Here is a 16,011-nt window from a genome sequence, read left to right on the forward strand (position 1 = left end):
CAGGGATTTTTTGTTTTCAGGTTATGACTGACAGGATTCAAGACATGTCTCAGACCACTACCGTTCCTGATCTTGCCTCGATCGCTGCTGAGCGTGGAATTAAGTATTTTCTGATTTCCTATACAGACCTTCTGGGTGTGCAGAGAGCAAAGCTGGTGCCGGCTGCAGCTATTGCCGGTATGCAAAAAAACGGCGCAGGTTTTGCCGGGTTTGCTGCGAGCTTTGTGCTCTCCCCCGCTGACCCTGACCTCGTTGCTGTGCCTGATGCTTCAACACTTATTCAGCTGCCATGGAAGCCCGAAGTAGGCTGGCTGGCTTCTGACCTGAAAATGCACGGCGAGTATATTGACCAGGGGCCGCGTAACACCCTTAAACGCATGGTCAAACGCGCTGCCGATGCAGGTTTTTCAGTTAAAACCGGCGTAGAGTGTGAATTCTTTCTGGTTACCCCCGACGGGAAAGCGGTATCTGACGAGCACGATAACGCAGCCAAGTGTTGTTATGATGCTTCAGCACTGATGCGCCGTTATGAGGTCATTAAAGAAATTTGTGACGCGATGCTCGACCTCGGCTGGGAGCCCTACCAGAACGACCATGAGGACGCGAATGGCCAGTTTGAAATGAACTGGATTTTTGACGACGCCCTGATTACGGCTGACCGTCATGTCTTCTTTAAATTTATGGCCCGCTCCATCGCTGAAAAGCATGGTCTGCGCGCAACCTTTATGCCTAAGCCCTTTATGAACCTGACGGGCAGCGGCTGCCACGCCCATATTTCATTGTGGGATGGTAAAACAAACGTCTGTTATGATGCGAATGACAAACTTGGTTTGTCTGATAAAGGATATCACTTTGTTGGTGGCCTGATTCATCATGCGGATGCTCTGTGTGCGTTCCTCAATCCGGTTGTAAACTCCTACAAGCGTATTAACGCACCGCGCACAGTGTCAGGTGCAACGTGGTCTCCTAACTCAGTCACTTATTCGGGCGATAACAGAACGCACATGGTACGCGTACCTGGTAAAGGTCGTTTTGAAATGCGTCTGCCAGATGGTGCAGCTAACCCTTATCTGCTTCAGGCTTCTTTGCTGGCAGCAGGTCTGAATGGCATTGAGCAGAAGATCCACCCCGGCGAGCCGCTCGATATCAACATGTATACCGAAGGCCACCTGGTTAAAGACGCGAAAAAACTGCCTCTGAACCTGCTTGATGCGATGCGCGCACTCGATGCAGATAAAGGTTTGCGCAGTGTTATTGGCGATGGTGTTGTTGACCCTTACCTGCAGCTTAAACAGGGTGAGTGGGATGCACATTGCAGCCATCTCTCTGAGTGGGAGAGAGCTGTAACGCTTGACTGCTAATCTATTTGTTACGTTTTCGTAATTATTGAGATTACAAAAGGCCGTCTCTGTTTGTTTATGCAACAGGGGCGGCTTTTTTTTGTAATTTTCAGGGGTTTTTCTTATTTGCCAGCGGAGAAGACGGGCCGAGTCTGGAGAGGGCAATGCGCCCCGCACTCTGCACATGCCGGGAGGAGGCGAGAGAGGCCGCTGCGGCATCTTTGTTTTTAATAGCCTCTAAAATAGCATGCATTTCTGCCAGGCCCGTTGTCTGCCTGTCGGCTGAAGCAATCGTTATGGCACGATAGACACTGATGCGCCCTTTGAGTTTTTGCACAAGTTCCCAGGCAACATCACATTGTGCGGCAAGAAACATCTGCCGGTAAAAAGAATCGGTTTGCTCAATAACCGAGACGAAATTTTGTTTTTTATAAGAAATTTCTATATTTTTCAGAAATTTTGAAAGTTCTTTTATCTGTGTCGTGCTGGCACGGCTGGCGCAGTGTGCTGCGGCTGTGCCTTCGAGCAGGGCACGCAGTTCATAAATCTGTTCAAGTTCCTCACGGGTGGGCTGTCTGACAATAGGGCCACGATTATCTTTGCTGACCAGCCCCTCTCCCTCAAGCTCACGCAGTACCTCTCGGATAATTGATCTGCTCACATTGAGTTTTTCACAAAGGGTTCTTTCAACAAGCCTGTCACCCGGACGCAGCTCAAGGCGCAGAATGGCTTCGCGCAAATGCTCGGCTGCTATCTCGCGTAATGTGCGCTGAATGCGAGGCACAGGCTTGATAAATGGCTCATCAGGCAAGGGGGGAGGCGCAAATGCGAGGTCTGTTTCTGTATTCATTTCGGGTGCCATGGTTATCATATTTACTTATGAAAAGCATAAATAAATCTGTTGATTATGTGATTTATCAGCTTTCCTAAATTTTAGTCGAATATATCTCAAAGAAGGTTGCTTTTTTATCGTCGATACTATGGTATACCATATTATTGTGAACCAGTAACGAATTCTGGTGCCAGTCATCAAAACACAGGGGAGTGCGATAATGCTGTCATTACGCAAAGTGGTTCGTTATTCAGAGACGACCTTTATCGAAGGCGGGCGTTCTGCCCCAAAGCCACTGCAGATGTTCGGTGCGGCTGCAGTGCTGACCAACCCATGGCATGGCCGTGGTTATGTTGAAGACCTTAAACCTGAAATTCATGCCATTGCCCCTGAGCTTGGCAAGCTGCTGACTGCTGAGATCATTGCTATGGCAGGCAGCGGTGATGCGGTTGAGGCATATGGCAAAGCAGCCATTGTGGGCACTGCCGGTGAAGTTGAACATGCTTCTGCTTTGATCCATACGTTACGATTTGGCAATCATTTCCGCGCAGCTGTTGGTGCTAAGTCATACCTGGCCTTTACCAACACACGTGGCGGGCCAAATGCCCCTATTTCTATTCCGCTGATGGATAAAGCTGATGAGGGCCGCCGCTCACATTATCTGACCCTTCAGTTTGCTATTAACGACAGCCCGGCACCTGACGAGATCGTTGTCGCCCTTGGCGCTTCAATTGGTGGTCGTCCGCATCATCGTATCGGTGACCGTTATGCTGATCTTAAAGAGTTAGGCAGCACAAATGGCTGAAACATTCTTCCTTAAGGATGGTACATGCTGTCAGGCAGAGCGGTCTGAAGTTCAGGGTGCATTGCCTGTGGTGTTCATCCACGGAGTAGGAATGTCTCATCGTTTCTGGGCTCCGCAGATGAAGGCTTTTGCCGGTCAGCGGAGCTGTGTTGCCTATGACATGCTTGGTCATGGGGAAAGTCCTCTGCCGCCTGAGAAGGCAAAGCTGGAGGACTACGCCACTCAGCTCGATCGTGTGCTTGATGCAAACGGGTTTGAGAAGGCGATTATCGTCGGCCATTCTATGGGTGCGCTTGTTACATTGCAGTATGCCCTGACCAAACCAGAGCGTGCTGCGGGTATTGTGCCCATGAATGCAGTTTTTCAGCGCAGTGCAGCCCAGAAAGCGGCTGTGCTGAAACGACTGGCCGAACTCAATAGTGGCGAGGCCCGCCTTGATGTGTCTGTCACCTTAAAGCGCTGGTTTGGTGATGTGCCGGCTCCTGAGGCGACAGAGGCCTTTACGGCACTCAAACAGGCTTTGGAGCAGGTTAATCCGGTTGGCTATTCAAGAAGTTACGCACTTTTTGCGACTTCTGATGAGGTGCATGCCGCTGGTCTTAAACATCTTGCTATGCCGGCCTGTTTTCTGACCGGTGAGTTCGACCCGAATTCTACCCCGGCTATGTCAGAGGCTATGGCACGTCTTGCCCCGCAGGGTTACGCCGTCTCTCTGCCAGGGGAGCGCCATATGATGAGCTTTATCTCTCCGGCTGCGACCGATGCCGTTCTTTCACAATTTTTCGCTCAGGTGGATGCCGCGTCCATGACTGACTGATTGCACATACTCCTCTTTTCATAAGACGGACGAAAATGAGCAATCCCATTAAGGAGATTGGAGTTTATGAAGTTTTCACTCTTTGTGCATATGGAGCGCACGGCTCCTGAAAAGTCGCATAGTGAGCTGTTCAGCGAACTCGAAACGCTGGTGAAAATCGCTGAAGACGGCGGAATGGAAACAGCGTGGATTGGTGAACATCATTGTATGGAGTTCACTATTGCACCCAACCCTTTTATTAATATTGCTTATCTTGGTGCAAAAACGAAGCGTATAAGGCTGGGTACGGGCACGGTTGTTGCGCCTTTCTGGCATCCGCTCCGTCTGGCAGGTGAGGCCGCTCTGGCTGACCTTGCGTGCCAGGGCCGGCTTGACCTTGGCATTGCACGCGGTGCTTACCAGTTTGAATATGAACGCCTCTCTCCCGGTCTTGATGCTATGGAAGCCGGCAAAAAGATGCGCGAAATGGTGCCGCTTCTGCCCGCTTTGTGGAAAGGTGACGTGACGCATGAGGGTGAATTCTGGCGTTTCCCCTCTTCTACGTCAGTGCCAAAACCTGTTCAGTCCGAGCTGCCGGTATGGGTTGCCGCGCGTGACCCCAATTCTCATGCATTTGCCGTGGCCAATGGCTGCAATGTGCAGGTGACCCCGCTTGCCGCAGGTGATGAAGAAGTTGAATCGCTCATGGAGCGTTTTAACCAGGCCTGTCAGAACAGCCCCGATGTGCCCCGCCCTGACATTATGCTGCTGATGCATGGTTATGTGGCTGAAAATGAAAAAGACACAGAAGCAGCTGTCAAAGACCTTGCTAAATTCTATTGTTATTTCGAATCATGGTTTCAGAATAAAGCCCCGATTAAAAATGGTTTTATCGAAGCACTGAGCGAAGAGCATATTGCCTCTCACCCTCGCTATACACCAGAGAATATGAAGAAAAATCTGGTTGTGGGCACCCCTGATGAGGTGATTGAGCGCATTCGCGGATATGAAAAAATGGGCTATGACCAGTTCAGCTTCTGGATTGACAGCCTGATGCCGTTCGAGCGCAAAAAAGCCTCTCTTGAGCGGTTTGTGCGCGACGTGATGCCTGCATTTGCAGCATAAGGGCTGACCTGATGAAGACGTTTCATTATTATATTGACGGGCGGTTTGAAGATGGGGAGGCACGCTTTGACAGTGTTGACCCTTCAACCGGTGAAGTCTGGGCAAATATGCCAGAGGCCCGCACGGCTGATACCGACCGGGCTGTTAAAGCTGCTGACCGTGCGTTAAATGACGCGGCCTGGCGTGGTCTTACCGCTGCGGCACGTGGCAAACTGCTTTATCGCCTTGGTGACCTGATAGAGCAGCATGCTTCTGATCTTGCTGATCTGGAGACGCAGGATACCGGCAAAATTGTGCGCGAGACAAAAGCGCAGATTGCTTATGTTGCTGAATATTACAGATATTTTGCAGGTCTTGCTGATAAAATTGAAGGGCGTGTGGTTCCTGTCGATAAAAAAGACATGGATGCCACAACGCATAATGAGCCTATCGGGGTTGTTGCTGCTATTGTCCCGTGGAACTCGCAGCTTTTTCTCTCAGCTGTTAAAATTGCACCCGCAATTGCAGCAGGCTGCACGGTTGTGCTCAAAGCATCAGAAGAAGCCCCGGCACCGCTTCTGGCTTTTGCAAAGCTGGTGCATGAAGCAGGCTTTCCGCCCGGTGTTATTAACATTATCACCGGCTTTGGTGCAGAGTGCGGGCGTGTTCTGACGTCTCACCCGCTGGTGGCACGCGTAGCTTTTACCGGCGGACCAGAAACAGCCCGTCATGTCGTGCGTAATACAGCAGATAACTTTGCTCACCTGACTCTTGAGCTGGGTGGAAAATCTCCTGTCATGGTCTTTGATGATGCAGACCTGGACAGTGCAGCTAATGCGATTATTGCCAGTATTTTTGCAGCAACCGGGCAAAGCTGTGTAGCGGGTTCACGTCTGCTTATTCAGCGTGGCGTTTATGATGACCTGCTGGCGCGCATTGTCGAAAAAGCAAAGCGTATTCGCATTGGTGTGCCGTCAGATTTTGCGACAGAGATGGGCCCCCTTGCGACACGTCAGCAGCGCGATAAAATTGAGCGCGTGGTGGCAGAAAGCCTCGAAGCCGGTGCCACACTGATTACTGGTGGGGCTGTGCCGCAGGATATGCCACAAAAGGGCAATTACTATCTGCCCACTATTCTTGATTGTCGCAACACGTCAGCACCAGCCCTGACAGAAGAGCTTTTTGGTCCTGTTCTGGCGGTTTCCGTGTTCGATGATGAAGATGATGCAGTTGCACAGGCGAATTCAACTCGTTTCGGTCTCGCATCGGGTTTGTTTACGCGTGATATTGGTCGTACCAGTCGTATGGTCAAACGTATCAGAGCAGGCATTGTCTGGGTCAATACCTACAGGGTTATTGCTCCTTCTATGCCTTTTGGCGGGTACGGCGATACCGGCTACGGCCGGGAGGGAGGCGTTGCCTCCATTTATGACTACCTTCGTACGAAATCAGTGTGGATCTACACATCGGATGAGCCAATCGGTGACCCCTTTGTCATGAGGTGAGGTGTAGCATGTTTTATGAAATTCGGACTTACAGGCTCAGGACCGGATCACTACCAGCTTACATCAAAGATGTAACAGAAGAAGGCATTGCCATTCAGAAGAAACATCTTGGAACACTTATCGGCTATTATTTTTCTGAAATAGGCCAGCTTAATCAGATTGTTCATATATGGGCCTTTACTTCTCTTGATGACCGTGAAAAGCGCCGGGATACCCTGGCGCGAGACCCGCAATGGGCGGCGTTCATACCACGTCTTCAGGCGCATATAGAGACGATGGATAATAAGATTATGAAAGGCATGCCTTTTCTCGAAAGTGAGGTGAAGTCATGACCGAAGCAGCTCATGATCTTTCAGATAACAGTGCGCTTATCGAAGAAAACAGTGCCTCTTATGTGCCACTCAGTGCACGCCATGGCCGGGTTTCAGACCTTTTTACCCTGTGGTTTACAACCAACATTGCCCCTTTGCCGATTGTAACCGGGGCTTCAATCGCAGTGACCTCCCATTTGTCGTTATTCTGGGTCGCCAGTGCTATTTTCAGCGGGCATTTTCTGGGCGGCTGTGTTCTGGCAGCCTGTTCAGCGCAGGGGCCACGTATGGGGCTGCCCCAGATGATTCAGAGCCGTGGCCAGTTTGGGCGCTATGGTGCTTTGCTGATTGTTTTAATTTCTTCTCTTCTCTATCTTGGGTTTTTTACATCCAATACAGCTCTTGGCGGGCGGGCTCTGCATGGTCTGATACCGCAGATTGACCCTGGTTATGGTGCAGCCATTGCAGCGCTTGCTGCGGTTGCTATTGGTATATTTGGTTATAATACCATTCATTTTCTCAACCGTGTTGGTATGTGGTTTATGGGGGCAGCTATCCTCATCGCTTTTGTTGAGGCGGTGCATAGTCTGCCTGATACGGTCTGGACAATCGGGCCATGCAATCTTTTCGGGTGGTTTCTATGCTTTTCCACGGCTTTAGTCTGGAACACATCTTACGCCTGCTATACGTCTGATTACTCACGCTATCTTCCTGAGACAGTCGGGCTGAAACGTCCCTTTATTTCCAGCCTTGCCGGTGCAGCTATTGGTGCATCAGTGACATTTGTTTTCGGGGCAGTGCTGGCAGCAAGCAGTTATGCGTCGTCTGACCCGATGTCAGCCGTGGCTGCTCTTGGCGGTAGTCTTGGTTCAGTTCTGCTGTGTCTGTTTGTGCTTAATATTATCAGTCATAATGCGCTGAATGTGTATGGTGGTGTGCTCACACTGATTACAATTATTCAGACATTCTCTGCCTCGTGGCAGCCTAAGCGTATGGCCCGGGTGATTATGTCAGCTGTTGTGCTGACAGGCTGCCTGACTGTAGCGACTGTGTTTGAAAAAAACATTGTTTCTACTTTTATTAATATCGTGGTTGCTTTGCTCAGTGTGCTGGTCCCCTGGGTGACAGTGAATATTCTCGACTTTTATGTTGTTAAAAAAGGATCATACGATATTGATTCCTTTTTCCGTGCAGATGGCGGCATTTACGGTTTGTTTGATGTGCCTGCCTGTCTGGCTTTTCTTGCGGGCGTCGTTGTGCAGCTGCCAGTGACCAGTAATGCGTTTTTCTCTGGCCCGCTGGCACATCTCTTTAACGGTATTGATATTGGTTGCTTTATCGCACCGCCGGTAACGGCTCTGGTGTTTCTTACATTAAAACGTAAACACATCGGTGAAGCGCGCGAGCGACTGGCAGCAACACAGCTGTCATAATTTTTCAGGTTTTATCCTGAGTTGACGGGTCAGGGAACATGCTGTCTCTGGCCTGTCAGCGTTTCATCAGCCTGGTGCACAGCCGTATATTTTCAGGCTTTCGGCCATCAGGGCCGAGGGTATCAGAGGCCTGAGAGCTTCTCACCTCGCAGCATATCTCTGCATTAAAATCAAACAGACAGAGTGCGTTATTGTTACGCTCCTGATTTTATGCGCAAGAGAAAATAATAAAATGTTCTTGTTTTTAATAATAATTATAAAAAATTATGTTTATACTAACATAAATAATTATATAAATAATACTTATAGTTGTTTTATTTATAATTTTATTTTCGTTATTTATTTTGAAAATTATATTATAGATTTTACTATAGTGCAGGGGCACCGGTAAGGGCTGTTTACACAGCTACGTGCTCCTCTGGTGTAAGTGTGATGGATAATGTGATGGCCCAGGCTTTTATTTGTGACTATGTGCGTACACCTGTCGGATGTTTTGGGGGCGCATTATCCTGTGTCAGAGTTGATGAGCTTGCGTCTGTTCCGCTCGCAGCTCTTACCGCTCGTAATAAGACAGTCGACTGGGCGGCCGTTGATGATGTGATTACAGGCTGTGCCAGTCAGACGGGTGAAAGCAGCCGTAATATTGCCCGCCTGGCTTTGCTGCTGGCAGGTTTACCTGTGGAGGTGAGTGGCACGACAGTGAACCGGCTGTCTGGCTCAGGGATGGAGGCTGTCATGGCTGCAGCCCGGGCGATTAAGGCGGGAGAGGCTGAGCTGATTATTGCCGGTGGTGTTGATAGTATGAGCCGTGCAGCTCTTTTGCTCCCGGAGGCAGATATTATATTTCCGCGCAGCGAAAAACACGACATCAGTCTGGCTTCGCGTTTTCTTAATCCGAAAATCAGGCAGATGTACGGAGATTTTATTTCTTCTGTTACCGCTGATAAAGTTGCTCTTCATTATCATATCCCCCGCGCGGATCAGGACGGCTTTGCTGTCAGAAGCCAGATTAAGGCAGCTGTGGCACAGACAACGGGGCGCCTGCTTAAAGAAACAGTATCTGTCACAGTGCGACAAAAAGGCGGGGGGGCTCATGTCATCGTCAAAGATGAAATGCCGCATCCGGTCAGTCAGGATTTTTTGTCGGGGCTGAAACCTGTTAACAGCTGCGAGGGCGCAACCGTTACCGAAGGGAACTCAGCAGCTTTAAGTGATGGTGCATGTGCTTTACTGATTGCGTCAGAACATGCTGTAGAAAAATATGCTCTTACCCCTCTGGCGCGCATAACCGGAGCTGTTGCTGCGGGTGCTTCTCTCCGGGCGGGAGGAGCCGGCGGCGCTGGTGCCGCAAAAAAACTTCTGAAGCGGCTGGGCTGGAATCCTACCGAGCTTGATCTTTTAGAAATTAATGAAGAATTTGCCTCTCAGGCGCTGGCGATATTGCGCGTTATGGGGATCGCAGATGATGATTTGCGGGTTAACCCCAATGGTGGCGCGATTGCTATGGGGCATTCGCCAGGCATGTCAGGTGCCAGACTTGTCGGCACTGCTGCCTTAGAGCTTTCTTTGATGGCTGGTAAACTGGCTCTGGCAGCGACAGAAACTGATGACGGGCAGGGAATTGCTGTCGGGCTTGAGCGGGTCTGATCAGTTGCTAACTGCGCAATATGACCAGAAGTCAGATAAGATTTTTTATAATCAGGGTAGTTTGGCCCCTGTCACTGGTGTGACAGGGGCTGCACAGCGTTTTACTCCGCTGTCAGTGCGATCAGGGCACCCATCGTAAATACGGACGCGACCGTTGAGAAAAAGACCGTTGAAGCAGCCTCTCTCTCTCCTTTTTTGATCTGGCTTGAGAGCATAACAATGACAGAAGCAGAAGGCATAGCAAATGTCAGGACAACTTCACGCAGATAGAACGGTGACAGATGTGCTGCGATAGCCAGTCCCCATGCGACAACCGGTGCGATAATGTTACGGATGGTAACAGAGGTCAGCACCATAGAGTTCAGAACAGGTTTCATGAGGCAGAGCAGAATACCTGCGGCGAACATGGCTGCACCGCCGGTTGTTTTGCCCAGCATAACAAACGATGTGGTGAGCAGGTGAGGGATATGGAAACCCGAGAGAACCCACACAAAGGCAGCCAGAGGGGCAAGAACCACAGGCTGTTTGCCGGCCTGTACCAGGTGTGACATCCAGTTGTCTGACTGTCCCATGGTTTCGGGATTGTCGCTGGCAAGCAGGAAGTAAAGGATAGGGATGAGCACAACGTTAATTGTCAGGCTGGCCAGTGATACGGCAAGCGCGCTCTGGCCACCAAAGAGAAACCCAAGCACGGCTGAGCCGACAAAAGGCACGGAAGGGTTACCCACAGCCATAGCCTGAAGGGCAGCGAGGGAGACCGAGCGTTTAAAGACAAAGCGTGAGAACCAGTAAGTCAGCAGGAAGCTGAGAATCATCCAGGCAATAATAATGGAGGCAAAACGGCCTGAATTCAGAATCTGGTCACGATTAATGCGGGCAATGCCAACAAAAAGGTCCATAGGCAAGGCAAATTTCAGGACCATACGGTTAATAGCGGTTGCCTGGTCCCGGTTAAACATCCCAAGGTAAGCGCCAAGATATCCGAGCATCATTGACAAAACTACGGGAAAAATTGCCCCGCAAATAGTCTCTAACATACGCTTTCTCTTTCAGCTGATGCGCCCTCTCCTTTAGAGAATGCGACCTGTATATAGTAAAGGAATAACATAACAGACAGAAGGTCGGCACTTCCGCCGGGGCTTATGCCCTGGCTGGTAAAAGCAGCATTAAGAGCTTCTGTCTGATGTCTGAGGTCAAAATCTCCTTCTTCCTTCAGGGCGAACAAAATCTTCTGCGCCTGCTGCTGAACAAATTTCAGGCCAGATAGTCCCGCTCTCGAAATGACATTGGTGTCTTCATTGTATGACATCAACGTGAGCAGGGAAATCAGCTCTGCGTGATCAGCGGGCATTCCCTGTGTTAAAGCCGCGGTATAAGCGGGCAGAGCATAGCGGCGTACTGTCGCAAACCCCCCTTCTGCCTCGCCCCGTGCACCGCTGAGGCCATATGTCAGATAAATTTTTTCACCGGCAGTTAAAGTATTGTTACGTTTTGCCTGCCCCAGATCTTTCTCTGTCAGGTTGTGACAAATGGCTGATACTTCAGCGCATAAGGTAGCAACATTTACAGTGTGGTGTTTTGCTGTAAGGCGGCCTGCGGCCCCGCATAAAAGGCCAAGGGCAAACACTGCGCCCTTATGTGTGTTAACGCCCCCCGTGGCTTTGAACATAGCCTGTTCACAGGCTATGCCGGTTTTGCGTAATGCCTGAAGTGCCAGGGGAGGGGGGAGGTTTGCAGTAACAGAACCCTGCTCATAAAACAGTTTAAAAAAAGGGCTGATAGCATCAATGCTGAGCAGAAACAGGGCGTAATCCATGTCGGTATGGGCACCGTTATTATAACGGTCAACCAGGCCGGGTTTGGGTGAGAGGCTGACCTCTCTTAAAAGGGCATAACGTGCCAGGTCAGATATAGTGGCTGCATTTATCACATGTGCCTCTCTTTTCTGTAGAGTTCGAAAAGACTTTTAATTTTATCTTTAAGCTGGCTCAGTGTATGAGCCCGGCTGCGGGCGCAGCCCAGTGCCTCATTGTTGCATACAAGGCAGCGCCTGGGTGGCAGGCCGAATTGCTGCCGCGAGAGTATGGTCATATCCGGCAGTATAACATCCAGGTCCCATAACCGCCCGATGGGGTGTGTTTCTTCAAGCTGTACAACAGCGTTTTTTATATCGCTGGCAGAAGAGCCGCTGATGACAAAAAAAGCTTCAGGCCCGGCAGGGCTGTGATAAGCCTCTTCGTGCACAATTTTCCAGGGGGGGCTGCTGAAGACCTCGCGCAATGTCTGCTGTGCGACATCAAGAACGTCGCGGTATAAAGCGGTTGATTTATTGGGCCCCGGGGCCACAACCGTTGCAGATATCAGGGGGAGGTTAAACTGGTTTAAAAGCTCATGCTGCCTGCGCACACGGTCCTCCCGTGCGCGCAAAACAGTATGAAAAGTATCAAGGCCCTGTGACATAGCATAAAGGCCCTTTTCTGTTCGTTATGGCGCAACCTGGCGCACAACATCCATCACGCTGCCATCGCGGTAGCGCACGACGGCGACCACTTTGTCAGTATAAGCGATGGGGTCAGGTTTACCGGCCCGTGCAATAGCCAGATCTCTCAGCTCTTCGATAGTTGTTACCGGCAGTTTTGCATCGCGCAGGCGTTTTTCAAGATCAGGGTTGTTGGGGTTCACGGCAATGCCGTGGTCGGTGACAACCACATCAATTGTCTGCCCCGGGGTAACAACCGTGTTCACGCTGTCAACGATACAGGGCATGCGGGCCCGCAGCAGCGGTGTGACAATAACTGTCAGGTTTGCTGCTGCAGCAACGTCACAATGCCCGCCTGAAGCGCCGCGCATTATACCGTCAGAGCCGGTCAGCACGTTGACGTTGAAGTCTGTATCCACTTCAAGTGCGCTGAGCAGCACAACATCAACACGGTCAACAAATGCCCCTTTTGATGTGGCATTTGCATATTCGTTAGCCGAAATCTCTGTATGAGCTGTGTTGTCTCTGAGTGAGTGAGCAGCAACAGTGTCGAACGACTGCACATCGGCAATCGCTTCAATCATGCCCTTATTGAGCAGGTCAACGATCGGCCCGGTAATACCACCAAGGGCGAAGCTTGCCTTGATGTTTTTCTCGACCATCTTTTCACCAAGGAAGATCGTCGTTGCCGTTGCTGCACCGCCTGAACCGGTCTGCAATGAGAAGTTGCTCTTGAAAAAACCTGAGTTTTCAATAACCGAGGCTGCAATACGTGCCAGCATCAGGTCGCGGGGGTTCTTGGTCAGACGGGCCGCACCAACACTGATCAGAGAAGGGTCGCCCACTTCATCAACCGTAACAACTGCATCGACCTGATCCTGCGACAGGCTGGTGGGGTAGTTAGGGTAGTCAATCAGTTCCTGTGTCAGCACCACAACATAGCGGGCAAACTGGGCATCAACCTTGGCATAGCCCAGAGAGCCGCAGCTCAGAGCGCCATGGCTGCCGTTTGCATTGCCAAACTCGTCAGCTGATGCAACCCCAAGGAAAGCCACATCGATCGAGAGCTCGCCTGTCTGCAGCAGATGCACACGGCCACCGTGTGAGTGAATCTGGACCGGAGTGTCCATCACACCATTAGAGATGGCTTCACCCAGCTCACCACGCAGACCAGATGTAAAGATTTTGGTAATGACACCTGAACGGATATACTCAAGCAGCCCGTCATGGCAGTTAAGCAGAGAGCTGGGAGCAATAGTCAGGTTTTTAAAGCCCATTTCAGCAATGGTCTTCATCACCTGCATAACGACCTTGTCACCTTCACGAAAAGCGTGGTGGAAGGAGACGGTGTCACCGTCCTTCAGGCCGGAAGCTTTAATGGCTTCCTCAAGGGAAGGGATCAGCTTGCGGTGATATTTCTGGTTTGTATTCGCCAGCTGAGGGGATTTTGCATACACACCTTCAAATTCGGGAAGGTTGTGCTGTGCGGCATAATCCTGAGCGCGTTTTTTATCGTATGACATAGGATCCTCCCTCAGGCGTTTTCAGCAAGCAGAATAACGCGTTGTGCTTCGTGAATAACGGGCGGGTCAATCATCTTGCCGTTAAGGGAGACAACGCCCAGTCCTTTCTCCTGTGCCTCTTTTGCGGCCTGAAGAACCTGGCGGGCATGGTCGATATCTTTCTGCGCGGGGGCGTAGGCTTTGTGCAGAAGGTCGATCTGTCGTGGGTGAATGAGTGACTTGCCGTTATAGCCAAGGTTTTTGGCAATCTCTACTTCACGCAGAAAGCCTGCATCATCATTGACATCACCATAGGCAACGTCGAAGGCATCAATCTTTGCTGCCCGCGCCGCATGCAGCACGGCTGCACGGGCATAAAACAGTTCAGGCTCGCTGCCTGCACTGCGTGAGGTCTGCATATCAACCAGATAGTCAAACCCGGCCAGGGCAATAGCCACCATACGGGGGGTTGAGCGTGCAATAGCAACCGAGTTTACAACACCACAGGCCGATTCAATAGCGGCCATAATTTTGGTGTCGCCTGCTTTGCGGCCACAGTCTTTTTCGATTTTCTCAATGCGCTGTTCGATTTCTTTAACGTCATCGACACTTTCTGTTTTTGGCAGGCGCACAATCTGCACACCGCCGCGCACAGCCATGTCCAGGTCGTCTTCCCAGAAAGGTGTATCAACGCCGTTGATCCGCACAACGGTTTCAATGCCGTCATACAGGTTCGTCTGTAATGTGTTAAACACCAGGTGGCGGGCTGTGTCTTTTTCGGTCAGACTGACAGCATCCTCAAGGTCAAACATGACAGAGTCAGGTTTGTAAATGTAGGAGTTAGACAGCATCCCGGCATTAGAGCCGGGAATGAACATCATGCTTCGACGCAGCTTCATGACTGCCCCCCGAATTTCACGTTTTTTTCATCAGCTGCACGATAGACAGCCGCTTCAACACGAGCTCTTATAACGCAGTCGAGTGCGCCCTGGTCTCTGACGTCGACTCTGGCACCTGTTACCCCACATTTCGCCAGAGTTTCGCTGATCGCTTTTCTGATGGCGTTGCCATATTGCTTTTCGACCTTGCTCTGTAATGAGAGCTTAATGTCGTCAGCATCGTTGGGGCTCACAACAACAAGGACGTCACTGGACTCCAGAGTGCCGGCCATGCCCTTTTGTATGACTTTCACAACGATATCTCCTTCTCCGTTTAGGATTGAGTGTGTGTACGTCTGATAAATTCAAATGTAGATGGAGGAACCAGTTCTTTGATTGCTTCAAAGTTACCGGCTTTGATAAGCTCTCTGACGCGCGATGCTGAGATAACAGCAGTACCACATGTCTTTCTTTCCAGTTCTTTCAGTTCAACCGGCTTACTGTCGCAGGGGTATGTGCTCAGAAATTTTCTGAGGACAACATTGTACATAGCTGTTGTTTTATCGAGCGGCTCTGTACCGACATAGCGCACACTGACATTAAGAGCAGGGGCGATATAACGACGGAACATAAGAGCATCGACCGCAGAGGCCTGTTCGTTCACTGCGGCGCGGTCTTTAAGAAAATAGCCCGGAAAAGTGGCGTGAGAGATGATGTAGTCTGACCCTTCGTGAACAATCACGTTTTTAAGGTCAGCAACACCCTTGCGCACCAGTGTCAGACGATCCTGGTATGAGAAGAGAGAAACATCTTCCTTCACCAGAAAAATATGCACTATGTCACAGTCTTTACTGGCCTGTTCGACCAGATAACGGTGCCCGTTGGTAAACGGGTTAGCATTAAGCACAATGCTGCCGGTCAGCGCTCCTTCTTTTCTGAAGGCGCGGAGTGCTTCGATATAGTGTTCGAAAGCAGCCTGGTCATAATGCAGAAAGGCTACAGCACCCGGGATTTCTACAAGCGTTGAAAATCCCCATCCACGGAACAGGCGGATGTTACTATATTTGGTATAAAGAAACAGGTCATCATATCCTGCCGTAAGGCCACATTTGATGACTTCGGTTGCAAGCTTCAGACTCAGGCCTGCATCGCGGAACTCTTCGCTGGTGCAGACACATTTTATCACGTTCTGGTCCAGGCCCGCACAGCCCGCAAGCCGGGGGTCTGCGGTAGTGTGTGCCAGAACAAAAGTATCAATATTTTCATCCGTCTGCAGATCACGGGCCGCAAGAAACGGCCTGATTTCTGCCAGGGCAGACTGAAGCCCGGCCCCTTTAACAACTGAGAGTGTGATGTCGTCAGATGAAGTCATAGCGCGT

16 protein-coding genes are annotated in these 16,011 nt (G+C 50.5%); 8 read left to right on the forward strand and 8 right to left on the reverse strand.

All coding sequences use genetic code 11. From position 1 onward, the window contains the following. Window positions 1-44: 44 nt before the first annotated feature. Window positions 45-1,361, forward strand: a complete 1,317-nt coding sequence (gene glnT, locus HK25_RS01930) for a type III glutamate--ammonia ligase (protein ID WP_086553456.1) — start codon at window positions 45-47, stop codon at window positions 1,359-1,361. 88 nt (window positions 1,362-1,449) lie between these two features. Here glnT and HK25_RS01935 read toward each other — a convergent pair whose 3' ends face one another. Next, entirely contained in the window at window positions 1,450-2,190 is a 741-nt protein-coding gene (locus HK25_RS01935) for a GntR family transcriptional regulator (RefSeq protein ID WP_158092771.1), read from the reverse strand. A 199-nt stretch (window positions 2,191-2,389) separates the two neighbouring features. Here HK25_RS01935 and HK25_RS01940 point away from each other — a divergent pair, with 199 nt between their 5' ends. The 7 genes from HK25_RS01940 (at window position 2,390) to HK25_RS01970 (ending at window position 9,773) form a co-directional block, all read left to right on the forward strand. Next, the gene (locus HK25_RS01940; protein ID WP_086635166.1) at window positions 2,390-2,977 is read left to right on the forward strand and encodes an amino acid synthesis family protein; all 588 of its coding nucleotides are present in this window, start codon (window positions 2,390-2,392) and stop codon (window positions 2,975-2,977) included. Next, on the forward strand, window positions 2,970-3,794 hold the full coding sequence (locus HK25_RS01945) for an alpha/beta fold hydrolase (RefSeq protein WP_086553454.1): 825 nt from the start codon (window positions 2,970-2,972) through the stop codon (window positions 3,792-3,794). Before HK25_RS01940 ends, HK25_RS01945 begins: the two co-directional genes overlap by 8 nt. Before the next feature lie 66 nt (window positions 3,795-3,860). Beyond that, window positions 3,861-4,898: an LLM class flavin-dependent oxidoreductase gene (locus HK25_RS01950; protein ID WP_086553453.1), complete on the forward strand. Its 1,038-nt coding sequence runs from the start codon at window positions 3,861-3,863 to the stop codon at window positions 4,896-4,898. Between the two features lie 11 nt (window positions 4,899-4,909). Then, window positions 4,910-6,382 (forward strand): aldehyde dehydrogenase, encoded by a 1,473-nt coding sequence (locus HK25_RS01955; protein ID WP_198945931.1) that lies wholly within the window; start codon window positions 4,910-4,912, stop codon window positions 6,380-6,382. Between the two features lie 8 nt (window positions 6,383-6,390). Further along, window positions 6,391-6,714 carry an NIPSNAP family protein gene (locus HK25_RS01960; RefSeq protein WP_086553451.1) on the forward strand — a complete coding sequence of 108 codons (324 nt, stop codon included), beginning with the start codon at window positions 6,391-6,393 and terminating at the stop codon, window positions 6,712-6,714. Beyond that, entirely contained in the window at window positions 6,711-8,126 is a 1,416-nt protein-coding gene (locus tag HK25_RS01965; RefSeq protein WP_086553450.1) for a cytosine permease, read from the forward strand. The genes HK25_RS01960 and HK25_RS01965 overlap by 4 nt, the downstream gene beginning before the upstream one ends. A 432-nt stretch (window positions 8,127-8,558) precedes the next feature. After that, window positions 8,559-9,773, forward strand: a complete 1,215-nt coding sequence (locus HK25_RS01970) for an acetyl-CoA C-acyltransferase (RefSeq protein ID WP_233127597.1) — start codon at window positions 8,559-8,561, stop codon at window positions 9,771-9,773. Window positions 9,774-9,874: 101 nt separating this feature from the next. Here HK25_RS01970 and HK25_RS01975 read toward each other — a convergent pair whose 3' ends face one another. Genes HK25_RS01975 through citC form a run of 7 tightly spaced genes read right to left on the reverse strand, consistent with a single transcriptional unit; the run spans window position 9,875 to window position 16,004 of the window. Continuing rightward, window positions 9,875-10,810 (reverse strand): AEC family transporter, encoded by a 936-nt coding sequence (locus tag HK25_RS01975; protein WP_086553449.1) that lies wholly within the window; start codon window positions 10,808-10,810, stop codon window positions 9,875-9,877. After that, a complete protein-coding gene (citG, locus tag HK25_RS01980; protein ID WP_086635130.1) occupies window positions 10,804-11,703 on the reverse strand; it encodes a triphosphoribosyl-dephospho-CoA synthase CitG in 900 nt (299 codons plus the stop codon). Before citG ends, HK25_RS01975 begins: the two co-directional genes overlap by 7 nt. Continuing rightward, window positions 11,700-12,233: a citrate lyase holo-[acyl-carrier protein] synthase gene (citX, locus tag HK25_RS01985; protein ID WP_086635131.1), complete on the reverse strand. Its 534-nt coding sequence runs from the start codon at window positions 12,231-12,233 to the stop codon at window positions 11,700-11,702. Before citX ends, citG begins: the two co-directional genes overlap by 4 nt. Window positions 12,234-12,257: 24 nt before the next feature. After that, a complete protein-coding gene (gene citF / locus HK25_RS01990; protein WP_086553446.1) occupies window positions 12,258-13,775 on the reverse strand; it encodes a citrate lyase subunit alpha in 1,518 nt (505 codons plus the stop codon). Between the two features lie 11 nt (window positions 13,776-13,786). Further along, window positions 13,787-14,653 (reverse strand): aldolase/citrate lyase family protein, encoded by an 867-nt coding sequence (locus HK25_RS01995; protein WP_086553445.1) that lies wholly within the window; start codon window positions 14,651-14,653, stop codon window positions 13,787-13,789. After that, on the reverse strand, window positions 14,650-14,946 hold the full coding sequence (citD, locus tag HK25_RS02000) for a citrate lyase acyl carrier protein (RefSeq protein WP_086635132.1): 297 nt from the start codon (window positions 14,944-14,946) through the stop codon (window positions 14,650-14,652). The genes HK25_RS01995 and citD overlap by 4 nt, the downstream gene beginning before the upstream one ends. Before the next feature lie 20 nt (window positions 14,947-14,966). Beyond that, window positions 14,967-16,004 (reverse strand): [citrate (pro-3S)-lyase] ligase, encoded by a 1,038-nt coding sequence (gene citC, locus HK25_RS02005; protein WP_086635133.1) that lies wholly within the window; start codon window positions 16,002-16,004, stop codon window positions 14,967-14,969. Window positions 16,005-16,011 lie beyond the last annotated feature (7 nt).

The sequence above is a fragment of the Acetobacter sp. DsW_059 genome (genome assembly GCF_002153695.1).
Lineage (GTDB): Bacteria > Pseudomonadota > Alphaproteobacteria > Acetobacterales > Acetobacteraceae > Acetobacter > Acetobacter thailandicus.

Excerpts from the sequence above, each read along its gene's own strand:
- glnT (WP_086553456.1), top strand. The coding sequence starts at position 45 with ATGTCTCAGACCACTACCGTTCCTGATCTTGCCTCGATCGCTGCTGAG.
- HK25_RS01935 (WP_158092771.1), bottom strand. The coding sequence starts at position 2,190 with ATGAATACAGAAACAGACCTCGCATTTGCGCCTCCCCCCTTGCCTGAT.
- HK25_RS01945 (WP_086553454.1), top strand. The coding sequence starts at position 2,970 with ATGGCTGAAACATTCTTCCTTAAGGATGGTACATGCTGTCAGGCAGAG.
- HK25_RS01950 (WP_086553453.1), top strand. The coding sequence starts at position 3,861 with ATGAAGTTTTCACTCTTTGTGCATATGGAGCGCACGGCTCCTGAAAAG.
- HK25_RS01955 (WP_198945931.1), top strand. The coding sequence starts at position 4,910 with ATGAAGACGTTTCATTATTATATTGACGGGCGGTTTGAAGATGGGGAG.
- HK25_RS01960 (WP_086553451.1), top strand. The coding sequence starts at position 6,391 with ATGTTTTATGAAATTCGGACTTACAGGCTCAGGACCGGATCACTACCA.
- HK25_RS01965 (WP_086553450.1), top strand. The coding sequence starts at position 6,711 with ATGACCGAAGCAGCTCATGATCTTTCAGATAACAGTGCGCTTATCGAA.
- HK25_RS01970 (WP_233127597.1), top strand. The coding sequence starts at position 8,559 with ATGGATAATGTGATGGCCCAGGCTTTTATTTGTGACTATGTGCGTACA.
- HK25_RS01975 (WP_086553449.1), bottom strand. The coding sequence starts at position 10,810 with ATGTTAGAGACTATTTGCGGGGCAATTTTTCCCGTAGTTTTGTCAATG.
- citX (WP_086635131.1), bottom strand. The coding sequence starts at position 12,233 with ATGTCACAGGGCCTTGATACTTTTCATACTGTTTTGCGCGCACGGGAG.
- citF (WP_086553446.1), bottom strand. The coding sequence starts at position 13,775 with ATGTCATACGATAAAAAACGCGCTCAGGATTATGCCGCACAGCACAAC.
- HK25_RS01995 (WP_086553445.1), bottom strand. The coding sequence starts at position 14,653 with ATGAAGCTGCGTCGAAGCATGATGTTCATTCCCGGCTCTAATGCCGGG.
- citC (WP_086635133.1), bottom strand. The coding sequence starts at position 16,004 with ATGACTTCATCTGACGACATCACACTCTCAGTTGTTAAAGGGGCCGGG.